Origin of the sequence: Paraburkholderia sp. RL18-085-BIA-A, assembly GCF_046027075.1 — a bacterium.
Lineage (GTDB): Bacteria > Pseudomonadota > Gammaproteobacteria > Burkholderiales > Burkholderiaceae > Paraburkholderia.
On sequence record NZ_JARESU010000669.1, the window covers coordinates 1 to 349 of the forward strand.

A 349-nucleotide genomic window follows, 5' to 3' on the forward strand; every position below is an offset into this window, starting at 1 on the left:
CGTACCGCTCGGCATCGTCGGCAGCACGGGCGTCGCAGGTCTGACCTTGGGCGGAGGAACCGGCTATCTCACGCGCAAGCACGGCCTCACGGTCGACAATCTGCTCGAGGTGGATGTAGTGCTGTCCGACGGCTCTTTCGTCACCGCTAGCAAGGACAAGCACGTTGACCTCTTCTGGGCGGTGCGCGGTGGCGGCGGTAACTTCGGCGTGGTCACGAGCTTTCTATTTCAGGCCCACGAAGCCAAAACGGTGTTCGCTGGTCCGATCTTCTGGGACGCCAAGGACGCCAGGCAGGTTATGGCGATGTACCGCGACTTCATCCCAAACGCTCCCGAAGACCTTGGCCTC

1 protein-coding gene is annotated in these 349 nt (G+C 62.2%); it reads left to right on the top strand.

Features of this window, described 5'->3' with window-relative positions; translation table 11 throughout:
* Positions 1-349 (top strand): FAD-binding oxidoreductase (locus P0D89_RS54330; RefSeq protein ID WP_408371608.1); only part of this gene is annotated, 349 nt, incomplete at both ends.